This window comes from Gordonia sp. G4, assembly GCF_057770005.1.
This window is the reverse complement of the sequence record NZ_CM173442.1, coordinates 945,465-966,615: the sequence shown is the minus strand read 5'-3', so window position 1 is coordinate 966,615 and position 21,151 is coordinate 945,465. Positions and strand designations below refer to the sequence as shown.

Here is a 21,151-nt window from a genome sequence, read left to right as displayed (position 1 = left end):
GCCCGGCGTGAATACTCTGCGATGGGAGTGTTGTCGCTGATGACGCAGGGACGCGATGATGGCGTGCAGGACAGCGGCGGTGCGGTGACAACGACACCGCGCCTGGCCCGCGCGGGGCTCGGGGACACCGGGCGAGTCCTGCTCGGCGTGCTCGCCCCGGTGATCGCCGAAGGTGTTGTGGCGCGCCGGAAGACGATGGTCCGCCTCGGTGGGCGATTCGACACCCACGGCCGGGCCGCCCGGGTACTCAACGGCCTGCGGTCCCGCCACGACGCCGACGCGCTGGCTCTGACCTTTCCGCGCTCGATGGTGCTCGCGCTGCGCCCGCCGGCGGTGACGGCAACCCTCCACGGCACGCCGGAACCCTTCACCCCTGCGTCGAAGGAGAAGGTCGCAGCACTCTCCCGGTTTCAGCCGACGGGTGTGCTGATCTCGGACAACCGGCATCGGCAGGCGAGGCGGGAGCTGAACGAACTCGCCCTGCAGACATCGGCGGACGTGCACTCTCTTCACCGGCGGTGTGGGGAGATCATCGAATCCGAAGTCGCGGAACTGCTCCCGACCCTCCCCGAGGGCCGTCTCACCTGGGACACCTACGTGGTCGCACACTGGCGCACGGTGCGCCGCTTCGTCTTCGGGGATGCAGCGCGTGACGACGAGACGGTGACGGACCTGCTGACGGTGCTCCGACGAGACGCCAACTGGGGGTACGCCTTCCCTCGTCGATCCGCCACCTACAACAACTTCCGACGACGTCTGGACCATCTGGTGGCCGCGGCTCTCGAGGACTCGTTGGCCGCAGTGGTCCGCGACGCGGTGGGCAAGCCCGGCTCGTTGGACCCGATCGGTCAGATCCCGCACTGGCTGTTCGCGTTCGACGCCGTCGCGGTGGCCATCCATCGGGCACTCGCACTGCTCGCGTCCCACCCCGTGACCGCGGCCGCCGCCCGAACGGAGGCCGCGGTTGTGGACTCCGCGGTGCCTCGGGTCCTGCCGACACTTCGGGCGACCGTCCTCGAATCCCTGCGTCTGTGGCCGACGACCCTCGCCATCCTGCGGGAGGCGACCCGGGATGTCCCGTGGGACGGCGGCGTCGTCGCCGAGGGCGCGACCACGATCGTGATCGGGGAGTTCTTCCAGCGCGACGACGATGCGATGGACTTCGCACAGCGCTTCACCCCGGACGCCTGGACAGATGGACGAGCTCAGGAACTCGCCGGCGTCGTCCCGTTCAGCGACGGGCCGGGCGTATGCCCGGGACGCAATGTGGTGCTGATGTTCGCCACGGCAGTGCTGGCGGCGATCTGCCGCGACGTCGATCTCGACGACAACGTGCTCTCGCCACGGGCGCGAGCCGGTGTCGTGGACATGCCGCACTCGCTGGACCACTTCGGCCTGAGGATCGAGCTCCGAGCCGTGCCGGGGTCGACGCGAGAAATCTCCCGTCCGCACGATTGACCAAAGCGCTTGTTGGGTAAGGACACCGAACCGACGAGCGGTTCGCGAGCGGGAACGACACCGGAGTCCGAGAAGTGGGCTGGTCGTGACCGGGAGAACCGGGGTGCCCAAGGCTGGGTTCGGTGCGGCACGATAGGAGACGACCGATGGGGTCTCACTGCAAGACGACGCGCGATCACGACGAGATCCGGGAATGGGTGACCACCCATCAGGGTGTGCCGGCGCGCGTTCGCGACGTCAGAAGCGTCGGCGGAACCGGAGTGCTCCGTATCGACTTCACCGGCCGGACCGCCGACGAGTGCCTCGAGCACATCAGCTGGGACGAGTGGTTCCGCAACTTCGAGCGTGCCGAGCTCGCTCTCGTCTATCAAGCGGAGAAGTCCGACGCCGGCAGGACTTTCGCGAAAGTCGTGCCGGCGCCGGACTTCTGAGCCGTGTGAACTTCTCCGGTCAGACGCGCCGGGCGACGTATCGGGCGCCCTCCAGCGTCATACCGTTCACCGAGTACAGCACGTGCAGGGCGTTGGGACCGCCGACCGGAGCTCCGTCGCAGATGGTGTCACCGGGGATGCAGTAGCGAACCGTGCGGCTGCGGTACGGCGCGGCGACCTTGACCGGGGGAGCGCCGATGTCGTCGATGAACCGATCCGACGGGGCGCCGTAGAGCACGATCGCGGCGACATTGCGGGCCATGTTCGCCGGCAGCGGCGGCGGGACGAACCGGTCGTAGGTGGCGTACCGCGCCGGCAGGTCGAGTCCCGCGTGGACGGAGTATCCCGCGACGACGGCGCCCTGGGAGTAACCGCCGAGGACGACCTTGGTACCCGGGCACTTCGCCGCCAGGTACTTGATGCGGTTCTGCGTGGTGCGGACGCCGTCGGCGACCGTCTGGGCGAACTTCAGCCGATTGTCGAACTTGTCGCTCGCGGGGTAGGGGACGCCGTAGGAGCTGACGGACTTGCCCGGCAGCTGCGAGCGAACGGCCTCGACGAAGGAGATGCCGGTGAGACCCAGCGGCGGAGACGTCTCGACGGTGCCGCGCGCGAACACCACCTCGACGTCGGAGCACGATGGTGCGGCCTGCGCGGTCGGTGTTCCGACGGCCACCGCCCCCGTGATCGCAGCGATGACACAGAGGACGGAAACACTCAGGCGTTTGATCACCCGCCCCATGGTAGAGATCACAGCGCGGCGGGGTAAGGGCCTCATCGTCTCAAAGAACGAGGGAGTCCACACCCATCCGCGACCGGGTGCGCAACGAAGGACCCCGATGACCAGCCCATGGATTTTGTAGGATCACGTGACGTGCCGGACTCGACCGGCCGCTCGAAGCAGAGGTGAGTGCCGGTGGACGCAGATGTGCATTTCAAGATCGCCGAACTGGCGCGGCAGATGCATGCGGTGCCGGAGACCACCGAGGACACCACCGGTAGGGTCCTGGAGTCGATCACCGCCGGGGCTGTCCAGTATGTGCCCGGCGCGGAGCACGCAGGTGTCCTGGTGGTCGACCAGAAGAAGAACTTCGACACGCTCGCGCCGACCGATCCGCTGATGAACGAGGCCGACCGGATCCAGCGGGAAACCGGGGAGGGTCCGTGCCTGCAGGCCGCCTGGGACCATCACACCGTGCTCGTCAACGACATCCGTCGCGACGAGCGGTTCCCGGCGTTCTCCGCCCGGGTCATCGACGAGACGCCGCTGCGCTCGAGCCTGTCGTTCAAGTTGTTCACCGACAAGGGAACCATCGGTGCGCTCAACGTCTTCTCCGACGAGACCGACGTGTTCGGGGAGGAATCCCTGGAGATCGGGCTCCTGTTCGCGACCCATGCCGCACTGGCGCTGCGGGCGGCTCGCCAGCAGCAGCATTTCCAGAGCGCCCTGGCGAGCCGGGACGTGATCGGCCAGGCCAAGGGCATGATCATGTACCGCTTCCGCATCGACGCGGTCCAAGCGTTCGCGCTGCTCCGGCGGCTGTCCCAGGACACCAACACGCCGCTGGCCAAGGTCGCCGAACAGCTCATCGAGCGGGAACTCGCCGAGCCCGTCGAGGCGGGAAACGGCTCGCCGTCCTGATCCCGGTCTTCCGTCGACTGGGCGCCGTTTTACGTCGACTGTGCACCGGCTAGGTTGGGCTCATGCGCAGCCGGCATGTGAGCGTGGTCATCAACGCCGAGCCCGCGAGGGTCTACGACTTCGCGGCCGAACCCGACAACCTGCCGCGATGGGCCGCTGGGCTGGCGACGTCGGAGGTGACCCGGCGTGGTGACGAACTCCTCGTCGAGTCGCCGATGGGCACCGTCACCGTACGGTTCGTCCCGCGGAACACACTCGGCGTCGTCGACCACGAGGTCGTGCTCCCCACCGGGGACACCGTGCTCAACCCGCTGCGCGTGCTGGCGCATCCGCAGGGCGCGGAGGTGGTCTTCACCATCCGGCAGCTGGCCATGTCCGACGACGAGTTCGACCGCGACACCCAGATGGTGGAGAAGGACCTCGCACAGCTCAAGTCGCTGCTGGAGGCGGGCGGTCCGACTGCACGGTGAGGCGATGAGAACGGCCACGCGCCGAAGTCAACCTTGATGACCGAACGCGACTTCGAGGAGATCCCATGCCCCAGCGTCGACTGTTCTTCATCCACGGTGCGGGCGGTTACGTCGAGGACGGGCCGCTCGCGGACTCGTTGTCGGCTGCCTTTGGCGCGTGTCTCGACATGCCGAGGTTCTCCGACGACGACATGTCGATCGAGGCGTGGGCTCGACCGATCCGACAGCACCTCGTCGGGTTGGGTGCCGACGATCTCGTCGTCGCGCATTCCTTCGGTGCGACGGTACTGCTGCACGTCCTCACGGCGGACGGCGTACCAGAACCGAGAAACGTTGTGCTGCTTGCGATGCCGAACTGGGGACCGGAAGGCTGGGATGTTCCCCAGTACGTACTGGCCGACCACTCGCTCCCGAGCCACGGAGGGCTGACTCTCTCCCTCCACCACTGCATCGACGACGACGTGGTGCCCGTCGAACATCTGGATCTGAACACGGCGCTCCTCCCGGCGGCGACGGTGCAGCGGCACCCGATGGGCGGCCACCAGTTCGACGGGCTCGCCGATGTGCTTGCGCGCGGGCGAGGTGGCCCCGACCCTGGGTAGGTACGCGACCCAGGTCCGGAGGGCACACATGGACGACAACCGATGAGCGAGCACGGCTCGGCCGAGACCGGGTCCCGAGGGGTGCCGGCCGCGTCGCCGGCGGGTCGATGGTTGATCGTCGCCGCGGTCCTCGGTTCGGGCGTCGCCTTCATCGACGGGACCGTCGTCAACGTCGCACTACCGGCCATCGCGCGTGACCTCGACACGGGCTTGCGCGGTCAGCAGTGGGTGCTCGACGGGTATCTGCTGACGCTGAGCTCGCTGTTGCTCATCGGTGGCGTCGCCGGTGACCGGTACGGGCGCCGGCTGGTGTTCGCAGGTGGTCTGGGTGTGTTCGCGGTGGCGACGGTCGCGTGCGGGCTGGCACCGACCGTCGAGCTGCTCGTCGTCGCGCGGATCGTGCAGGGGATCGCCGCGGCCGCCGTGGTCCCCGGAAGTCTGGCGCTGATCAACGCCGAGATCCAGCCGTCCGACCGGGGCGCTGCCGTGGGCTTGTGGGCCGGGATGTCCGGCGCGACCACCGCGCTCGGACCATTCCTCGGCGGCTGGCTCGTCGACGCGGCGTCGTGGCGATGGACGTTCCTGCTGAGCGTGCCGCTCGCCCTGGGCGCGCTGTGGATCGCGGTCCGGCACGTGCCCGAATCGCGGGGCGCGCCGTCCGACGCCCGGCTCGACATCGCGGGCGCGATCGCGATGACCGTCGGTCTCGCCGGCGTGATCTATGCGCTGATCGAGGGGCCGTCGACCGGGTGGAGCGGCGCAACCCTCGCCGCCGGGGTGACCGGTGTCGTGTCGCTCGTCGGTTTCGTGGTGATCGAGTCACGGGTCGAGGCGCCGCTCCTGCCGCTCGGACTGTTCCGCTCGTCGCAGTTCACCGGCGCCAACCTGACGACGCTCCTCGTCTATGCGGCGCTCGGTGGTGCGCTGTTCCTGCTGGCGCTGCAACTGCAGCAGAGTCTCGGCTACTCGGCGTTGGAGGCCGGCGCGGCGATGTTCCCGAGCACGTTCATCATGCTGTTCGGGTCGCCGCTGGTCGGCAGACTCGCGCAGCGCACCGGGCCTCGGCTGCCGATGACGGTCGGCCCGCTCATCGCGGCCGGCGGGTTCGCGCTGATGTCCCGGGTCGAGCCCGGCTCGGGATACGTGGATGCCGTCCTGCCGGGAGTGTTGCTGTTCGGGCTCGGGATGACGGTGACCGTCGCGCCCCTCACCTCGGCGGCACTCGCCGCCGTCGACGACGAACTCGCCGGAACCGCGTCGGGCGTGAACAATGCGGTGGCGCGGCTCGCGGGTCTGCTGGCGGTGGCCGTGCTGCCGGCCGTGGCTGGGATCGATGCCGGGCCCGGGGATCCGCTCGGCGACGGTTTCCGTATGGCGATGTACATCTGCGCGGCGTTCTGCGCGGTCGGCGGTCTCGTCGCGGCGTGCACGATCAGGTCGAGCACCGACGTGCGGCCCCAGGTGCGGGCGGGCATGGACACCGCCTGCCAGGATGCGGCGACCCGGGCGGGTTAGTCGCGACGTTCGCCGGTGCCGGCCGCGATGGCCCAGAGTACGAGGACGGGCTGGAAGAACAGTCGCGTCAGTCGCTTCTCGTCGGTGTCGAGGCCGAAGGCGTCGATGTGCTCGACGTACTGGTTGATGTTGCCGGGGAAGATGACGACGAAGAACGCGGCCACGATCCACGACACCACCTTGCGGTGACGGGGCAGCGCGATGAGCGCGGCGCCCAGAGCGATCTCGACCCCGCCGGAAGCCAGCACCACGAAGTCCTTGCTGAACGGCACCCAGTCGGGCACCTGCGCCTGGAATTCTTCGCGCTGGACGGTGAGATGGCCGACGCCGGCGATCGCCAGTACGGCTCCCAGGGCGATCCGCGCGATGGCCCGGCCCAGCGGCTGACGAGTGGTGGTCGGCGTGACGATCGACATGCAGGCTCCTCGATGGGGGTGGGTTCGGTTCTACCGCACTTCGTGGCGGAAGAGGTTTCGGACGGCCGGCATCGGTGACTTCGCGTCGTCGTGGGTCTTGGGGATTTTCTGGCACAGAAGTACCCACCTGTGATTGCATGTTGTGACCCCGGCCACTCCGACCGGGGTTGCTCGTTGCTCGCAGAGGACCGCCCATGACACTCGACACCGCACAGCCGCACCGACTTTCCGCCCCGTGGCTGCACTCGATGTCCGACGTAGTGCGAGGTGCGGCCGGCGTCGTGGTCACCACCGCGGCGTTCCTCGTCGCCGTCGCGGTCCTGGTGATCGCCCAGATCGTCGTCGTCGTCACCCGGGCCGCGGTCGACCTCACCTGAGGTTCGCGACCGGTCAGGAATCGAGAAGCATCCGGGCGGCTCGACGTCTTAGCGTCGAAGCATGACGAACATCAACGCACTCACACTCGAAGTCTCCGACATTGCGGCGGCACAGACGTTCTACGACAAGGCTTTCGGACTCGGTGACCGGTTGCGCCTTCGCGCGGGAGATTCACCGACGACGGGCTTCCGCGGCTTCGTGGTCTCGCTCGTCGTCGCCGATCCGACGGTCGCCGACTCCTTCCTCCAACCGGCGTTCGACGCCGGCGCCACCGTCCTCAAACCGGCCAAGAAGTCCTTCTGGGGATATGGCGGCGTGGTCCAGGCGCCCGACGGCACGATCTGGAAGGTCGCCACTTCGTCGAAGAAGCCGACTGGCGCGCCGGAACGTAAGGTCGACGATCTGGTCCTGCTGCTCGGCGTCGACGACGTCGCGGCCACCAAACAGTTCTACGTGAGCCACGGATTCGCCGTGGCCAAGAGTTTCGGCCGGAAGTACGTGGAGTTCGAGAGCGGACCCGGCTCGATCAAGCTCGCGCTGTACGGCCGCAAGGCCGCGGCCAAGGATGCGGGTGTTCCCGCGGGCGGTTCGGGTTCCCATCGGCTGGTGATCGGCGGCGACGCCGGGGAACTGACCGATCCGGACGGGTTCGCGTGGGTGCCCACGGCCCTGTAGGATCTCATCCTCTTTGTCAGTCGCGAACTGGGGTTTCTCATGATCTTGTCACCTGTGGGTTCTCACTAACTTGTCAGAATCCTCAGGCCAGCACTGCTCCCCGGCCGGCGCGTCATAGTTCGAGGTTGCAGTGCTGAAGCGGCGGGTTGCTAGGAGACCGCTACGCGACGTGAACTGCGGCTTGTGAATGGTCGAACCGTCCGACCGGCTGAACAAGGGCGATCGAACGCCGGCCGGTGTCGTGGCGATGTTCCCGGATGTGACGTGTAAGGGCTCGGGACATGCTTGACGTCGTGTCGTCGGGACATCGTTGACGTCTCACGCTTGTCGGTGGTCGCAGTCAGAGTGTGGGGGGTGTCCTTCTCTGCTGAGACTGAATCCGATGCTGAGATCGCTGCACGGGTGCGTGTGGAGGTCAGGTTCCGTGCGGTCACCGAAGTCGCCGACGGTGCTCCGGTCATCGAGGTCGCTAACCGTTACGGTGTCTCTCGCCAAACGGTCACGGCGTGGCGCAAGCGCTATGCCGCATCAGGTCTGGGCGGTTTATCGGATCGATCTCGCCGACCGCGTACTAGCCCGAACCAGATCTCTCCACAAGTGGAGGCGACGATCTGCGAAATGCGACGCACCCACCGGCGGTGGGGTGCCCGGCGCATCGTCTACGAACTCGGACGCCTCGACCCTTATGCGCCCGCGCCCGCGCGGGCCACGGTGCACCGCGTGCTGGTACGCAACGGATTGGTCAATCCTCAAGAGCAGCTACATAAACGGGTCTACAAGCGATGGGAGCGGGAAGCTCCGATGCATCTGTGGCAACTCGACCTGGTTGGAGGTGTGTTCCTGGCTGGCGGCCGGGAATGCAAACTGTTGACCGGCATCGACGACCATTCCCGCTTCGTCACCGTCGCCGCGGTTCTCGAGCAGCCCAGTGGCAGTGCCGTGTGTGAAGCGTTCGTCGGGGCGATGAATCGATGGGGCGTGCCGTTCGAGGTGCTCACCGACAACGGCAACCAGTTCACCGGCAGACACACGCGGCCGTTGCCGGTTGAGGTGCTCTTCGAGCGGACGTGTCGCGAGTACGGCATCACCGCGCGGTTGACGAGCTTGTCAAGATGTCTGTGTAAGAACGTGACTCCTGATTTTCTTGTGGTCCGTGGGTTTAGCCGAGGTGCGGTTCGATCCGGTCGGGGTAGGCCAGAGCGAGCTGTCCGAGGGCTTGCTTCCAGTTGGTGACGACCTGTCCCTCGACCAGTCGTCCGAGGGCCTTACGGGGCTGTGACCGCCTGGTCCCGCGTTCTTTGAGGCGTTGAGCGGCTCGTTTGTCTTCGATGTCGCAGATGGCCAGCCACAAGAGTTTGCGGACCGCGATGTCGTTGGGGAAATGTCCGCGGTTCTTGATGACCTTGCGGAGCTGGTAGTTCAGCGACTCGATCGAGTTGGTGGTGTAGATGACTTTGCGCAGCTCGGGCGGGAATGCCAGGAAGGGGATGAACCGATCCCAGGCTCGGTCGAAAGCCATTGCCGCACTCGGATATTTGGCGCCTAGTTCCGAGTCGCGGAAGGCTTCCCACTCGCGGCGGGCGGTCTCGGCGTCGGGGGCGGTGTAGATCGGTTTAATCGCCCGAGCGACGTCTTTGCGGTCTTTGTAGTTCACGAACCGCATCGAGTTGCGGATCAGATGCACCACACAGGTTTGCACGGTGGCCAGCGGCCAGGTCGCCTCGATCGCTTCGGGGAATCCGGTGAGCCCGTCACAGCACACGATCAGCACGTCCTTGACGCCGCGGTTGGCCAGATTCGCACACACCCCGGCCCAGAACTTGGCGCCTTCTTCGGCCTGTATCCAGATTCCCAGCACATGCTTGACGCCGGCCATATCGACGCCAATAGCAATGTGGGCGTGCTTGTTTCGGACATGGGCGCCGTCTTTGACCTTCACCACCAGGGCATCAAGGTAGATGACGGGATACAACGGCTCCAGCGGCCGGTTCTGCCATTCATCGACCGCGTCGAGGACCTCGTCGCAGATCTTCGAGATCGTCTCGTGCGAGAGATCGGTGCCGATCGTGGAGGCCAAATGGTGTTGGATGTCGCGCAACGTCATGCCGCCGGCGTAGAGCGAGATGATGATGTCGTCGAGGCCGCCGAGGCGGCGCGAGCCCTTCGGGACCAGCCGCGGGGTGAACGTGCCGTCACGGTCACGAGGAATGTTCAGCTCGACCGGCCCGGCCTCCGAGGCCACCGTTTTCGGGCTCGACCCGTTACGGGCGTTGGGCAACTCCCGCCCGGCCGGATCGCCCTTGGCATAGCCGAGGTGATCGGTCAGCTCGGCCTTCAGACCGCGTTCGAGGGCCAGTTTGATCAGACCTGGGATCAACCCGCCTTCGCCGGTGATCTGGATCTGGCCGGTATCGATCTGGGCGAGCAGCTCATCGACCATGCCCGAGGCCTGTAATGCCTCGGCGACTTCCGCGGTCGAGCGCGGCTCGGCCAGTTCAGGCAACTGCTCGTCGTCGTGGCCCTGCTGCTTGTCGTCTAACGCCATGCTCATAGATCTTCCTCTCACTGATGAGCACTGGACTTACACAGACCATCTGACACCCCCCGGTTGACCAAACGCCGGTCACCGACCACGACCGGCAAAATCGAACGATTCCATCGCACATTGCGCCGGGAGCTTCTCGACGAGACTGGCGCCTTCGACACCATCGAGACCGCGCAAACGGCTATCGACGAATGGGTCCACGCCTACAACACCTGCAGACCGCATCAGTCGCTGAACATGGCCACCCCTGCCAGCGTGTTCCGCAGTCGCAGCACCGATCCCGACACCATGCCCAGCAAGCCTGTTGGTGCCGAGATCCGACCGGAAGCCGAAGTCGTTCGGCCAGCTCCAACCGTGGCCGATCAGTCGAGTTCCGCCATTGAGTTCGACACTGTCGTGCCGCCGTCCGGTGTAGTGACTATTGCCGGTGTGCAACAGGTGTGGGTCGGAAAGAAACTATGCGCAGCGCAGTGTCGTGATGTGGGCTGACCTGTCGAGCGTGTACATCATCTGCGACGACATCGTGATCAAGACGGTCCGGTCGAAGCTGACCACCGCAGACCTGCAACGACTCCGCGCCCGCGGCACCCGCCCGGGCCGGCCCAGACCGGCGCAAGCCGCGTTCGACACCTCCACCGCCACCCATCGGCCGCGAGCTATCGAGATCGACCGGACCGCGAACCGCGACGGCATCGTCATTGTTCGTGGACATGAACTCGCCCTCGGCGTCGTGACGGCCGGCAGCCGGGTCACCCTGCGGATCGACGGCGAGTTGATCCACGCGACCAACGGCACCCACCTGATCAAGACGCTACCCAATCCTCTTGACCTAGAGAATATTCGCCGCTTGACCGGAGTTCGGGAAGCCAGCACCCCGCTGCCGCCTGCGCCACCGTCAGGGCCGCAGAGCGTGCAGCGCCGGGTTCCCAAGAGCGGTCAGATCATGGTGGCCGGCCAACGCCTCCGAGTCAGTCCGACCTACGCCGGCACCATCGTCACCATCATCGTCGACGATCACCACCTACGAGTGCTCGACGGCGCCAGAGAACTGTCACTGCACGCACGAACCACCACCAAGACCATTCGCAACTTCAACGCCCACCGGCCCCACCGCCGGTAAGCATCTCCCGAGAACACGACGTCACGCATCTCCTGAGACCGCACACGTCAGCTCATTCAAGCTCACGATGGCCGCGGTCGATCGAGTCTCCTCGTACTCTGCATACGCTCGCTCGATCTTCGAACGTGCTATACAGAAATCCATGGCCGCAGACGCCATCGCTCCTGCGAGCTGCTCCACAGCAGGCGCTCCGTTGGCATCATGTGCGAGAAAGTGCGTCCGCACGATAGTCGATGTTTCCGGAACTGTGACGGCGTCCTCGAACGCCGGCAGGAAGCTGATCAGCGAGCTGCTCGTGCCCCGAGCTAGCTCGAGGAACTGTTCGACGACCGCCGATTCGTCAATCATCACTCACCCTTGATCGCGCAGCACGTCCTCCCGCGACCGGGGAGGCACGTAGGCAGGATATCGGCGCGATAGGACATTCTGGCGGCGCCACTCGCTGGGCGCGCTGATCTGCCGCCCTCCCGGAGGTCGGCAGCCGCATGAGCAGATTGGTGACGTTCGCAGCGAGGGGGTGGGCACCCAGAAAGCCGGTCGTGATGAAACGGATGAGAGGACTCGTCATAGCGGATCTAGAGCGGGCCGTTGGTTCTGGTGTGGTCCGGACCTGAGACCGTGAGCAGCGACCCGAGCAATCGTTCCTCGGCGCGGATAGCCGCAAGCCAAGCTTTCGGCTCAGTGGGGTGCGGTCAATCTCCTCATTGAGTCGAGCCGACGATGTACGTAGGAGGAGAGCGAGAACGCGTCGTAGAAATCGTTCAGAACCTCATCATTGAAGATTCGGCTGGAGTGCGCGCGCGGGTTTCGGAAGTGCCCGTGGATCCCAACGAGCAGGCTTTTAAAGCCGCGGTGCTCGCTGATGTCGGAGTCTGATTCATGGGCGTTGATGGACCAGGCGGGATGCTCGCGATTGGTTCCGAGGACGCCGTCGTAAAGAGCTGCGCCATCACCCGCCAACCCCGTGATGCCGCGGACTCTTGCTGGGATGCTCTTCGACGCTTCCGACATTGCATGAAACAGAGAACGCCCGATGAGTTCCTCGTCGCAGTAGCGGAATAACTCGCTGTGACACCCTCGGCGCCTCAGCTCAGTTTGAAGTCGTCCGGCCAGGGCGGCACCCTCGGAGATGCTGGATGCCTTCGCTCCGGATGCGAGCTTGCCCGCTTCGTTAACTGCGTAGCCGTAGTACACGAGGAACTGGTTGAGCTGGTCGCGCAGCTCGTCGAAACGAGCTGGCTGAGCGGCATACCGGCTAGGATTCATGGCCTTTGCGATGAATCCGCCCATGACGTTGCCGGCTTGCTGTCGAACCTGGACGTTGTAGAGAGTGACGTACAGGCTGTCGCGCTTGTTGCCGCCCGGCTCACGCTGCCTGACTCCCACCATCTGGAGCAAGGAGTCGATCTCGGAACCGGTGAGTCCCGGATGATCTGTCTGCGAAAGCACGTCGCACACGCCCTTGACGAAATCCGGGGTGAAGGGAGCAATCTTCGGGGGCGTTTGTTTGGGCATAGTGGTCGACATCGAGTGGCTCTGCTCTTAGAGGCGACTGACCAAGGTCTGGCGCCTTGCGATTAGGTGTTATGACGTTCTTATCATTTCGGACGTGGGTCGGACTCGGAGACTTGGCCTACTCGTCCTCCATCACAGGCTCGGGTTGCTGACCGTGCCGTCGACGCCACAAGTCGCCCATGTCGTCGGCGAACTGGAGATCGACCCGTACGTCGGCTGCTCCGGGAGCGCTGTACATCACCTCAGCTGACTGATCACGCGCGATCACGTCAGGGTATTTGTCGACCATCTGCTTCTGCGCGTTCTGAAAAAGCGAGGAGAGGCCAGGCGCACTCATAAGGTGATCCGAGAACATCCCACCGTAGGAACCGAGGTTCACCGGAACACCGAACATCCCCGGCGGGTATATCGAGTTGGCGCGAGAGCCGATGGCATCAAGCGTTCCGCTCATCCCACCCGCCAAACCCTCACGGAAGAGTGAGGTTCCCCCCGAACCGTAGAGGCATCGATAATGAGGAGCACGATGCCAGAGAAGCGGAAGAAGTACGACCGGGAGTTTCGTGATGGGGCGGTCCGGATCGTCGAGGAGACAGGTAAGCCGATCGCCCAGGTCGCTCGAGACCTGGGGGTCAACGAGGGCACCTTGGGTAACTGGGTCAACCGGGCGCGCGCCGAGCGGGAGGGCCGCGGCGAGCTGACCGTTGATGACGCTGCTGAGCTCAAACGGTTGCGTGACGAGGTCGCCGAGCTGCGCATGGAGCGTGATGTCCTCAAGCGATCAGTGGTCCTGTGGGTGAAGGAGGCGACGAAGTGAGCGTGGCACGCTTTATCGCCGACCAGAGGACCAGCTATCGGGTGCCACACGCGGTGTCCTGCCGGCTGCTCGGGGTCAGCGAGGCGTGGTTCTACAAATGGCATAAGCGGACCCAATCGCCGGGTGCGGCAACGGGTTTGCACACCACCCGCGACTATCGCCGGGACACCATCGACCGGGCCGTGGCGGTGGCGTTCGACAAGGCCCGCGGCCTGCACGGGTCACCGCGCCTGCATGCGGATCTGCGTGCTGACGGGTGGACGGTGACCGAGAAGACTGTCGCTGATTCGATGTGTCGTCAGGGCCTGGTCGCGCGGCGGATCCGCCGGCGCAACGGGCTGACCCGTCAGGACAAGACCGCCCCGAAGTTCCCCGATTTGTTGGGTCGCGATTTCACCGCACAGTGCCCCGATCAGCGGTGGGTCGGCGACATCACCGAGATCCCGACCGCGGCGGGCAAGCTGTATCTGGCCACGGTCATCGACCTCTACAGTCGCCGCCTGCTGGGGGCGGCCACCAGTCGTCACCCGGATGCAGCGTTGGCGTGTGCGGCGATCGAGATGGCGGTCGCCACGCGGGGCGGTATGCAGGCGATATGGCGTGATGACGATGCGCAGAAGCTGATTTTCCACACCGATCGTGGGTCGACGTACACCGCGAAACGGTTCACCAGGCTGTGCCAGAAGATGGGTATCCGGCAGTCGATGGGCCGGGTCGGATCGTGTTTCGACAACGCCGCAGCGGAGGCATTCTTCTCTTCTTTGGAGTGGGAAGTGTTGTCACGCAACGAGTTCCATACTATCATGGAGGCGCAGGCGGTCGTGTTGGAGTGGTGCTACGGCTTCTACAATCACCAGCGTCGCCACAGCGCGATCGGGATGATGAGTCCGGTCGACTACGAGAACACCGCAGTCACCGAGCCCGAAGCCGCATAGAGGAGTCCTCCACGATTCCGGGGGAACCACATATTCTCTAGGTCAAGAGGATTGGGTAGCGTCTTGATCAGGTGGGTGCCGTTGGTCGCGTGGATCAACTCGCCGTCGATCCGCAGGGTGACCCGGCTGCCGGCCGTCACGACGCCGAGGGCGAGTTCATGTCCACGAACAATGACGATGCCGTCGCGGTTCGCGGTCCGGTCGATCTCGATAGCTCGCGGCCGATGGGTGGCGGTGGAGGTGTCGAACGCGGCTTGCGCCGGTCTGGGCCGGCCCGGGCGGGTGCCGCGGGCGCGGAGTCGTTGCAGGTCTGCGGTGGTCAGCTTCGACCGGACCGTCTTGATCACGATGTCGTCGCAGATGATGTACACGCTCGACAGGTCAGCCCACATCACGACACTGCGCTGCGCATAGTTTCTTTCCGACCCACACCTGTTGCACACCGGCAATAGTCACTACACCGGACGGCGGCACGACAGTGTCGAACTCAATGGCGGAACTCGACTGATCGGCCACGGTTGGAGCTGGCCGAACGACTTCGGCTTCCGGTCGGATCTCGGCACCAACAGGCTTGCTGGGCATGGTGTCGGGATCGGTGCTGCGACTGCGGAACACGCTGGCAGGGGTGGCCATGTTCAGCGACTGATGCGGTCTGCAGGTGTTGTAGGCGTGGACCCATTCGTCGATAGCCGTTTGCGCGGTCTCGATGGTGTCGAAGGCGCCAGTCTCGTCGAGAAGCTCCCGGCGCAATGTGCGATGGAATCGTTCGATTTTGCCGGTCGTGGTCGGTGACCGGCGTTTGGTCAACCGCGCGGTGATGCCGTACTCGCGACACGTCCGCTCGAAGAGCACCTCAACCGGCAACGGCCGCGTGTGTCTGCCGGTGAACTGGTTGCCGTTGTCGGTGAGCACCTCGAACGGCACGCCCCATCGATTCATCGCCCCGACGAACGCTTCACACACGGCACTGCCACTGGGCTGCTCGAGAACCGCGGCGACGGTGACGAAGCGGGAATGGTCGTCGATGCCGGTCAACAGTTTGCATTCCCGGCCGCCAGCCAGGAACACACCTCCAACCAGGTCGAGTTGCCACAGATGCATCGGAGCTTCCCGCTCCCATCGCTTGTAGACCCGTTTATGTAGCTGCTCTTGAGGATTGACCAATCCGTTGCGTACCAGCACGCGGTGCACCGTGGCCCGCGCGGGCGCGGGCGCATAAGGGTCGAGGCGTCCGAGTTCGTAGACGATGCGCCGGGCACCCCACCGCCGGTGGGTGCGTCGCATTTCGCAGATCGTCGCCTCCACTTGTGGAGAGATCTGGTTCGGGCTAGTACGCGGTCGGCGAGATCGATCCGATAAACCGCCCAGACCTGATGCGGCATAGCGCTTGCGCCACGCCGTGACCGTTTGGCGAGAGACACCGTAACGGTTAGCGACCTCGATGACCGGAGCACCGTCGGCGACTTCGGTGACCGCACGGAACCTGACCTCCACACGCACCCGTGCAGCGATCTCAGCATCGGATTCAGTCTCAGCAGAGAAGGACACCCCCCACACTCTGACTGCGACCACCGACAAGCGTGAGACGTCAACGATGTCCCGACGACACGACGTCAAGCATGTCCCGAGCCCTTACACGTCAGCATCGCCAGATTCGCGAGGATGACGAGCTGGATTACGTCTGGCTGTCAAGCGACGTCACCCCTGAGGGCGGCATGTCTCATGGAATGGGGCACTCCGGTGAAGGGGTGTTGGCCACTGCCGGAGAAGAAGCCGTAGCTGTTGGCTGAGCAAATCTGGTGCAGGACCAGATCGAGCGGACGGGGATTCAGTGGCCCCGCGGCCGCACGGGAGGCGCCATGGGCGCAGTTCTCATCGGAGGGATAGCAACATGGAGTGGCCGCGACGGCGAGCAAGCAGCGATCGGCTCCCTCTCTGCCTGACTTCGAACCATCGGCCGTCCGCGACATCGGCGGACGTTCGGCGCCGACAACTCGTCCTACTCTGACACGTTTCCTTACCAGCTAAAGCGGCTGTGGCAGAGTCGGTCATGCTCGGTGTCAAATGTATTCGTCACGGGTGCGCGTCTTGGCTGAGGGGTAAAGATGGCGCCCGAGTCGTCCTCCCGCGCCGGCCGGCATCATCCTCGGCCCCATGTCGTATTCGGCAAGCGGGAAATTGCGGCTAGTTAACATTAACATGGCGTGATCGTCGTCACTCGATGCGGCGAATGGCCTCGTTACGTGACGTAGCAGGCCGCCCAGATTGTCGGTCGGTCGGGCAGTTTGTCAACGGCCAGTTTGATGTCCCCGCTGGTGGCCAGGTAAAAGTCCCCACCCTGTGCGGGATGTTCTAGGTGGGTGGCACCTCCGTTCGGTGTGTCATGCGGTAGGAGTCGCCGTCGGTGATGACGATGGTGGCGTGGTGTAGGAGCCGGTCGAGGATGCTGGCGGCGGTGGTGTGTTCGGGCAGGAATCGTCCCCATTGTTCGAAGGGCCAGTGGCTGGCGATCGCGAGAGATCGGCGTTCGTAGGCGCCGGCGACGAGCCGGAACAGTAGTTGGGTGCCGGTGTCGTCGAGTGGTGCGAATCCGATCTCGTCGAGGATGAGCAGATCTTGGCGTAGCAGGGTGTCGATGGTTCTGCCGACGGTGTTGTCGGCCAGTCCGCGATACAGGGTCTCCACGAGGTCGGCGGCGGTGAAGTACCGCACTTTGTGTCCGGCGTGTACTGCGGCGATCCCCAGCCCGATCAGGGTGTGACTCTTACCCGTCCCGGCTGGGCCGATCAAGGCCAGATTGTGTTGGGCTCGAACCCATTCCAGTGAGGATAGGTATTCGAAGGTATTGGCCGGGATGGAGGATGCGGCCACGTCGAACGATTCCAAGGTTTTGGTGACCGGGAACCCGGCAGCTTTTAGTCGGTTGCGGATGTTGGAGGCATCACGAGCGGCGATCTCGGCTTCGACCAGGGTTCGCAGTACTTCTTCGGGTGTCCATCGCTGGGTTTTCGCGGTGAGCAGGACCTCGGGTGCGGTGCGGCGGATCGAGGCGAGCTTCAATCGGCGTAGCGCTTGGTCGAGGTCGGCCGGTAGTGGCGGCACTGTCTGAGGTGCAACGGGTGTCGATGTTGTGGTGGTCATGACACCTCCTTGTCGCCGGCGCCGAGCTTGTAGGCATCCAGCGAGCGGGTGGGCGCGGTAGGCAGGTGCCCGAGCAGTGCTGTGCCGGCCGGTCGCGGGTTGGGGGTGCCGGCTCCGGCATCGAGGATCGAGCGCACATCGGCGGCCTTGAACCGTCGGAATGCCACCGCCCTGGTCAGGGCGGTGAGCACCTGTTCGTGGCCGTGGGAGGTGACGAGCCCGAGGATGTCGTCGAGTTCACCGCCCAGGCGGGTGTTCCCGATGGCCGCGGCACCGACCAGGAACTGCTCAGCAACCTCACCGAGATCGCAGAACTGCTTCTCTGCTGCGGTTTTGGGTCGTGGTGCACGACTGGGCGGGGTGCGTGGCCCCCCGTAGTGGGCATCGTTGAGGACGACCTCTCCGGGTGCGGCCAACAGATGATCGGCGACCACCTCACCGGAGGTAGGTTCGGCGATCAGGAGCCGTTCACCGTCCTGGATGAGGGTCACGGTGGTGCCGATGAGCCGGTTGGGTACCGAGTAGCGGGCCGAGGCGTACCGGATACAGGAGAGGCGATCGACCTTACGGGTGACCGGCGGTGGACCGACCTGGGCCCGCAGAGACGGCAACGGGCTCAATGTGTCTCGTTCGATCGTGAGTTGGTCAGCAGGCACGCACAGTGTGTCGCTGTGACGGCGGGTGTTGACCTCGACACACCAGTCCCGCGCGGCCCGGTTCGCTGCGTGCACATCCAGCTGCACGTCGTCACGACCAGCAGCGATCTTGGCTTCGGTCCACAACGGCTGCGCCAGATCCGACTGCGCGTACCCGCAGAGGTTCTCCACGATCCCTTTCGATTCCGGATCGGCGCCGTGACAGAAGTCCGGGGAAAACCCGTAGTGGGTGGCAAACCGCACATACGTGGGGGTGGGTACGACGACGTTGGCGACGACTCCACCTTTGAGGCAACCCATCCGATCAGCGAGTACCTTGTTGGGCACTCCACCGATCTCTTCTAACGCTTCGGCGATGAATCCGAGTGTGGTGATGGATGTTTCGTTGGTGGCGAACCGAACGAACCGCCACCGCGAGAACGCCAACACCGCGCAGAACATGTGCAGCCCGCCGATTACGGCCCAATCGATGACCAGGTAGTCACCCGGAGCCCACACCGCCGGGCGGCGGCCACGATGATGATCACGGCGCCACTGTGTTTTCTCCTGGGCGACGAGACGACGGAAGTTGCGGGCCGAGCCCTCATAGCCCGCGGCACGTGCTACCGGCAGCAGTCGCTTGGCGGTGATCCGGCCGTGTGACCGCTCGACTCGCTCAGCGACCAACTCGGCGACCGCATCGTAGTTGCGGGCCCGTTCCTTGCGGTCGGGTGGTTGATCGTCGGCCTCGAACCGGTCGACCACACGCTTGACGGTCTTGTGGGTGGTGCCGCACACCTCGGCTGCGGCGCGATAGCTTCCGAGTTCTCGGTAAGCAGAAATGATGTCCATACGGTCCTTCGCAGACTTCAATGGAACTCCCAGGCGGTGATGGTGATCGGTTGGCACCTTCACCGTCATCGCCTGGGCCCTCAGTTCCGGGTCGACACGACGAACACAGGGTGGGGACTTTTATCTGGCCACCAGCGGGGACCTCGACCTGGCCACCAATGGGGACTTTCTCATGGCCATGGACAGCAGTTGGTGTGCGAAAACCGTCGTCGGTGATCATGATCTCGCGGTCGAGGGTGACGACCGAAACATTCTCGTGGCGGTATCGCATATGTGCGTCTATCAAACGTCGTTGCTGCGGTGTTGCAATGTCCCGAAGGCCCGACTGGATTCGTTCGGTGAATGCCATAACGGTGGCTAGAACGAACCGGCTGGTGTCCTCGGCGAGGCGGCAGACGTTGAGGTGTGGCTGAGAATTGCCGCGTAGGCGATGCTGGCTGACTTGTAACGACCGTGCGCTTCGGACGGGGCGGGCCCGGGTTACCGTATCGAAACGTTATGAACCAGTCGCGAAATTCGTTGTGGTGTAATCAGCTGACGCCCCGATTGGGCTGGTCGAGCATTCATGCGGCTGGCGGGCGTGCACGTCGAAGTCGAAACTGCGACGGGGAGCAGCCGACCCACCGAGCAAACGCATGAGAAAAGCTTGCGACGTCGCAGTACCCCAGTTCGGTAGCAATCTGGCCGATTCCGACGCCGGGATCGAGAAGTCGGAGGATGGCGTGCTCCTGCATGAATTGCTGTCGTAGGCGGCGCAGGGTGGTGCCCTCGGCGTGTAGGTGCCGTTTGAGTGTGCTTACCGATACCGACAGCTCTGCTGCGATCCGACTAGCGTTGACTCGAGCAGGGTCTGCATCAAACTGGGCTCGGACGCGCTGCGTGTACGAGTTGTGACGCCGCTGATCGCAGAGCCGTCGCAGTTCGGCGGTACCGATCCGGTAGGCGACGGGATCGGAAAAGCGGCACACCTCATGAAGCGCCTCGGCTGGTATGCGAACAAATGACGCTGGCGCATCGAAGACGACTCGATGCCCTATCTCTCCCACGTTCAGCGGCTCGGTCGGCGCCGGGCAGGTCAGGTGTAACTCTGCTGAGGACACATCTCCTGTGAGTATTTTCACCAGACGCAGAACGGTCAGGCCCCCATAAGTGACGGCAAAGCAGTCGGTACCCGCGCTGTCGGTGCGCCCTGCGAGACCGATGGTAAGACCACTGGCGCCATGATGAAAGTCCGCACTTAGCGCCGTCGAGATCAACGGCAGAAAACGAAGCAACTCGACGATGTCAACGACCGACCCGGCACTGACCAGCGGCAGGCTCAGTGGACCGAAGGAGGTCAGCTGAGCGTGCTCAGCGAATGCGAGGCCCAGCCGAAACCCGTCGTGCGGCCCCATCGTCGGATACACGTCATGAAACCATTGCATCGGCACCTGCGCTTCTTGCGTGATCAACGTTCTGAGGTCGGTGCCCTCCTGGGCCATTATCCGACCGAATGCGCTCGTCGCCTCCGTGCCCAGCGCACCGCTGTCGAGAAGCTGTGCAAACGCCAACGGGGGCACACCGGATTCACCGAGGGTCACGTGAGCCAGATTAACAACAGATTGCGACGTTCACACATGGATCGGTCGGGATCCGCACATTCACACTCAAGGGGAACCTCATACGTGCAAGGAGGTGGCCATGGCCACGATCACATACATCACCCACGATGGAGACGACTACGAAGCCGATCTCGTGGAGGGAAGTCGCTCATGCAGACCGCCGTCGACGAAGCCGTCCCCGGCATCGACGGTGATTGTGGTGGCGAAGCGGCCTGCGGTACGTGTCACGTCATTGTCGACCCGGCGTGGATCAAGACCGTCGGGCGCAGCGGCGAGGGCGAGGAAGAGATGCTGAGCATGCATCCGGAACGGGAAGGAACCTCGCGGCTGTCCTGCCAGATGATCGCGACTGAGGAGTGGGACGGCCTGACTGTTCGCCTCCCGGAATTCCAACTCTGACCCGCAA

23 protein-coding genes and 2 pseudogenes are annotated in these 21,151 nt (G+C 64.6%); 14 read left to right on the top strand and 11 right to left on the bottom strand.

From position 1 onward, the window contains the following. Positions 1-21 precede the first annotated feature (21 nt). A complete protein-coding gene (locus tag AC3B5T_RS04190) occupies positions 22-1,458 on the top strand; it encodes a cytochrome P450 (protein ID WP_084817275.1) in 1,437 nt (478 codons plus the stop codon). A gap of 146 nt (positions 1,459-1,604) precedes the next feature. Continuing rightward, a complete protein-coding gene (locus AC3B5T_RS04185; RefSeq protein WP_014928233.1) occupies positions 1,605-1,889 on the top strand; it encodes a hypothetical protein in 285 nt (94 codons plus the stop codon). A 19-nt stretch (positions 1,890-1,908) separates the two neighbouring features. Here the strand turns inward: AC3B5T_RS04185 and AC3B5T_RS04180 are convergent, their stop codons facing one another. Further along, on the bottom strand, positions 1,909-2,631 hold the full coding sequence (locus AC3B5T_RS04180) for a cutinase family protein (protein ID WP_010843699.1): 723 nt from the start codon (positions 2,629-2,631) through the stop codon (positions 1,909-1,911). Between the two features lie 174 nt (positions 2,632-2,805). Here AC3B5T_RS04180 and AC3B5T_RS04175 point away from each other — a divergent pair, with 174 nt between their 5' ends. The 4 genes from AC3B5T_RS04175 to AC3B5T_RS04160 all read left to right on the top strand — a co-directional run bounded on the left by AC3B5T_RS04175 (position 2,806) and on the right by AC3B5T_RS04160 (position 6,118). Beyond that, entirely contained in the window at positions 2,806-3,531 is a 726-nt protein-coding gene (locus AC3B5T_RS04175; protein ID WP_055476151.1) for a GAF and ANTAR domain-containing protein, read from the top strand. Between the two features lie 62 nt (positions 3,532-3,593). Further along, positions 3,594-4,001 carry an SRPBCC family protein gene (locus AC3B5T_RS04170; protein ID WP_156354265.1) on the top strand — a complete coding sequence of 136 codons (408 nt, stop codon included), beginning with the start codon at positions 3,594-3,596 and terminating at the stop codon, positions 3,999-4,001. Between the two features lie 65 nt (positions 4,002-4,066). Further along, positions 4,067-4,603, top strand: coding sequence for an alpha/beta fold hydrolase (locus AC3B5T_RS04165; protein WP_055476150.1), 537 nt, complete (start codon positions 4,067-4,069; stop codon positions 4,601-4,603). Between the two features lie 42 nt (positions 4,604-4,645). Next, positions 4,646-6,118, top strand: a complete 1,473-nt coding sequence (locus AC3B5T_RS04160) for a DHA2 family efflux MFS transporter permease subunit (RefSeq protein WP_055476149.1) — start codon at positions 4,646-4,648, stop codon at positions 6,116-6,118. Here AC3B5T_RS04160 and AC3B5T_RS04155 read toward each other — a convergent pair. Next, the gene (locus tag AC3B5T_RS04155; protein ID WP_010843692.1) at positions 6,115-6,534 is read right to left on the bottom strand and encodes a DoxX family protein; all 420 of its coding nucleotides are present in this window, start codon (positions 6,532-6,534) and stop codon (positions 6,115-6,117) included. The two genes, AC3B5T_RS04160 and AC3B5T_RS04155, sit on opposite strands and share 4 nt — an antisense overlap. 194 nt (positions 6,535-6,728) lie before the next feature. Between AC3B5T_RS04155 and AC3B5T_RS04150 the strand changes: the two genes are divergently transcribed. From AC3B5T_RS04150 to AC3B5T_RS04140, 3 genes and pseudogenes are all read left to right on the top strand, one after another. Beyond that, positions 6,729-6,911: a hypothetical protein gene (locus AC3B5T_RS04150; protein ID WP_010843691.1), complete on the top strand. Its 183-nt coding sequence runs from the start codon at positions 6,729-6,731 to the stop codon at positions 6,909-6,911. Positions 6,912-6,972: 61 nt separating this feature from the next. Further along, a complete protein-coding gene (locus tag AC3B5T_RS04145; RefSeq protein WP_055476148.1) occupies positions 6,973-7,587 on the top strand; it encodes a VOC family protein in 615 nt (204 codons plus the stop codon). Positions 7,588-7,977: 390 nt separating this feature from the next. Next, a pseudogene (locus AC3B5T_RS04140) lies at positions 7,978-8,688 on the top strand (helix-turn-helix domain-containing protein); the annotation flags it as partial. Positions 8,689-8,746: 58 nt separating this feature from the next. On the opposite strand, the gene AC3B5T_RS04135 reads toward AC3B5T_RS04140, so the two are convergent. Next, positions 8,747-10,138: an IS256 family transposase gene (locus AC3B5T_RS04135; RefSeq protein WP_045540970.1), complete on the bottom strand. Its 1,392-nt coding sequence runs from the start codon at positions 10,136-10,138 to the stop codon at positions 8,747-8,749. 57 nt (positions 10,139-10,195) lie between these two features. Here AC3B5T_RS04135 and AC3B5T_RS04130 point away from each other — a divergent pair, with 57 nt between their 5' ends. Both AC3B5T_RS04130 and AC3B5T_RS04125 read left to right on the top strand, forming a co-directional pair. Further along, positions 10,196-10,621: an integrase core domain-containing protein gene (locus tag AC3B5T_RS04130; protein WP_026920503.1), complete on the top strand. Its 426-nt coding sequence runs from the start codon at positions 10,196-10,198 to the stop codon at positions 10,619-10,621. Then, on the top strand, positions 10,611-11,252 hold the full coding sequence (locus AC3B5T_RS04125; protein WP_026920504.1) for a Mu transposase domain-containing protein: 642 nt from the start codon (positions 10,611-10,613) through the stop codon (positions 11,250-11,252). Before AC3B5T_RS04130 ends, AC3B5T_RS04125 begins: the two co-directional genes overlap by 11 nt. Positions 11,253-11,273: 21 nt before the next feature. On the opposite strand, the gene AC3B5T_RS04120 is transcribed toward AC3B5T_RS04125, so the two are convergent. From AC3B5T_RS04120 to AC3B5T_RS04110, 3 genes are all read right to left on the bottom strand, one after another. Next, positions 11,274-11,600 carry a hypothetical protein gene (locus tag AC3B5T_RS04120; RefSeq protein WP_020173285.1) on the bottom strand — a complete coding sequence of 109 codons (327 nt, stop codon included), beginning with the start codon at positions 11,598-11,600 and terminating at the stop codon, positions 11,274-11,276. 330 nt (positions 11,601-11,930) lie between these two features. Continuing rightward, complete coding sequence (locus AC3B5T_RS04115) at positions 11,931-12,779, bottom strand: TIGR02391 family protein (RefSeq protein WP_006370051.1); 849 nt, start codon at positions 12,777-12,779, stop codon at positions 11,931-11,933. A gap of 106 nt (positions 12,780-12,885) precedes the next feature. Further along, complete coding sequence (locus AC3B5T_RS04110) at positions 12,886-13,218, bottom strand: hypothetical protein (protein ID WP_193748650.1); 333 nt, start codon at positions 13,216-13,218, stop codon at positions 12,886-12,888. 72 nt (positions 13,219-13,290) lie between these two features. Between AC3B5T_RS04110 and AC3B5T_RS04105 the strand changes: the two genes are divergently transcribed. Together AC3B5T_RS04105 and AC3B5T_RS04100 are read left to right on the top strand one after the other, a co-directional pair. Beyond that, positions 13,291-13,581: a transposase gene (locus tag AC3B5T_RS04105; RefSeq protein WP_005195137.1), complete on the top strand. Its 291-nt coding sequence runs from the start codon at positions 13,291-13,293 to the stop codon at positions 13,579-13,581. Then, the gene (locus AC3B5T_RS04100) at positions 13,578-14,516 is read left to right on the top strand and encodes an IS3 family transposase (protein WP_094601264.1); all 939 of its coding nucleotides are present in this window, start codon (positions 13,578-13,580) and stop codon (positions 14,514-14,516) included. The genes AC3B5T_RS04105 and AC3B5T_RS04100 overlap by 4 nt, the downstream gene beginning before the upstream one ends. On the opposite strand, the gene AC3B5T_RS04095 is transcribed toward AC3B5T_RS04100, so the two are convergent. From AC3B5T_RS04095 to AC3B5T_RS04075, 5 genes are all read right to left on the bottom strand, one after another. Continuing rightward, on the bottom strand, positions 14,477-14,911 hold the full coding sequence (locus AC3B5T_RS04095; RefSeq protein WP_488358259.1) for a hypothetical protein: 435 nt from the start codon (positions 14,909-14,911) through the stop codon (positions 14,477-14,479). The two genes, AC3B5T_RS04100 and AC3B5T_RS04095, sit on opposite strands and share 40 nt — an antisense overlap. Further along, a complete protein-coding gene (locus tag AC3B5T_RS04090) occupies positions 14,898-16,064 on the bottom strand; it encodes an IS481 family transposase (RefSeq protein WP_157226879.1) in 1,167 nt (388 codons plus the stop codon). The genes AC3B5T_RS04095 and AC3B5T_RS04090 overlap by 14 nt, the downstream gene beginning before the upstream one ends. Before the next feature lie 804 nt (positions 16,065-16,868). Beyond that, a complete protein-coding gene (istB, locus tag AC3B5T_RS04085) occupies positions 16,869-17,657 on the bottom strand; it encodes an IS21-like element helper ATPase IstB (protein ID WP_457138401.1) in 789 nt (262 codons plus the stop codon). Then, positions 17,654-19,165 (bottom strand): IS21 family transposase, encoded by a 1,512-nt coding sequence (istA, locus tag AC3B5T_RS04080; protein WP_488357826.1) that lies wholly within the window; start codon positions 19,163-19,165, stop codon positions 17,654-17,656. Before istA ends, istB begins: the two co-directional genes overlap by 4 nt. 542 nt (positions 19,166-19,707) lie before the next feature. Beyond that, positions 19,708-20,724, bottom strand: coding sequence for a helix-turn-helix domain-containing protein (locus tag AC3B5T_RS04075; RefSeq protein ID WP_005195135.1), 1,017 nt, complete (start codon positions 20,722-20,724; stop codon positions 19,708-19,710). Between the two features lie 100 nt (positions 20,725-20,824). Between AC3B5T_RS04075 and AC3B5T_RS04070 the strand changes: the two are divergent. Beyond that, positions 20,825-21,144: pseudogene (locus AC3B5T_RS04070) on the top strand (2Fe-2S iron-sulfur cluster-binding protein). Positions 21,145-21,151 lie beyond the last annotated feature (7 nt).